The organism is Micrococcus sp. CH7, assembly GCF_001595485.1.
In the GTDB taxonomy this organism is placed as follows: domain Bacteria; phylum Actinomycetota; class Actinomycetes; order Actinomycetales; family Micrococcaceae; genus Micrococcus; species Micrococcus luteus.
The window spans coordinates 1-1461 of sequence record NZ_LOSQ01000013.1 but is presented as its reverse complement, the minus strand read 5'-3'; the positions used below and the strand labels follow the sequence as shown (position 1 = coordinate 1461).

The following is a 1461-nucleotide window of genomic DNA, read 5'->3' as shown; positions in this document are numbered from 1 at the left end:
CGGCTCTTCGGACTTCCGGTGGGGGTCATGGGGTGAGGCCGCCGGCGGCGAGGAGCATGCGGAGGCGGTAGTTGTGCCGGTTTCGGTAGCCGCGGGCGAGGCGGCGGTGGAGCTCGATGATCCCGTTCACCGCCTCGGTGCCGCCGTTCGATGACCGGTTGGTGGTGAAGTAGGCCAGGAACGCGTCGGTCCACCGCCGGAGGGTGCGGCCGAGGCGTGCAATCTCGGGGATCGGGCAGGTGTGGAACGACTCCACGACCTTCTCTGCGATCTTCCGCCCTTCGGCGAGGTCCTTCTGGTGATAGGCGGAGCGCAGCTGCTGCGCGCACTGCCACGCGACGAACACCTCATCATGGGCAGGGGCGGCTTCGATCGCCGCGACCAGCCGTGCCCGCTGCTTCTCGGTGAGGTTCTCGGCGCCGGCGCGGAGGATGGTCTGGATCCCGTAGAGCGGATCGCCCTTCCGGCCGCGGTGACCGAGGGTGTCCTGCTGGACACGTCGGCGGACCTCGTCGACGGCGGCGGTGCCGAGCTTGACGACGTGGAACGCGTCGAGCACCGCGACGGCGTCCTCGAGCTTGTCGTCGATCGCGGTCTTGTATCCGGCGAACGGGTCCAACGCCGCGACCTTCACGTTGTTCCGGAACGCGTCGCCGCGCTCGTCGAGCCAGGCCGCGTAGGCCTTCCCCGATCTGCCCGGCACGAGGTCGAGCAGCCGGGCACGGGTGCGACCGTGCTCATCCCGGGTCAGGTCGACCATCCCGGTCAGCTCCTTCGGGCCGCGCTTGCGGGAGTCGACGTGATGCCAGATGTGCTCGTCGACGCCGAGGGTGGTGACGTTCTCGAACCGGGACTCGTCGGCAGCCAGCTTGACGAGTTCGGGCTCAACGGCCCGCCAGACCGTCTTCCACGACGTGCCCAGCTGTCGGGCCAGGCCCGCGATCGTGGCGTGCTCGCGGCGCAGCTGCCCGATCGCCCACGTCACCGCGCGCATGGTGATCGACCCGCGCGCGGCGACCAGGGTCGGGACCTGCTCCACGAACGTCCTCCTCATGCAGTCGGGATCATCACAACGCCACACCCGCTGCCGCCAGATCAGTCGCACCCGCGTCGCGCCGGGCACGTCGTGAAGAACGCGGCGGCGGCGACCCCGACCGACAGCGAGCACCCCGCACGACGGGCAACCGGCCGGCGCCGCGGGGCTCGAGACCGTCACCACCAGCAGCCCGTCCAGACGCTCGACCGCCTCGACATGGACGCCGTCGAGACCGAGCAGCAGATCGCAGCGGGAACACGGGCAAGCGGCAGAGCGCGCATCAGCGCACCCCGAACTATGGTGAGACACGTCGAGGTCCTCGGTTGGAGCAGCAGTTGGCGCTACTGATCCTCGGGGACCTCGACCCCTACCCGCCCGAACTCACCCGGCGAGCCTCACCCCCCACCGAATGTCCGAAGAGCCCC

Annotated in this window: 1 protein-coding gene; it reads right to left on the bottom strand. The window is 70.0% G+C overall.

What is annotated here, in order from left to right; all coding sequences use genetic code 11:
• Window positions 1-25: 25 nt before the first annotated feature.
• On the bottom strand, window positions 26-1279 hold the full coding sequence (locus AUV08_RS05135) for an ISL3 family transposase (protein WP_061873124.1): 1254 nt from the start codon (window positions 1277-1279) through the stop codon (window positions 26-28).
• Window positions 1280-1461 lie beyond the last annotated feature (182 nt).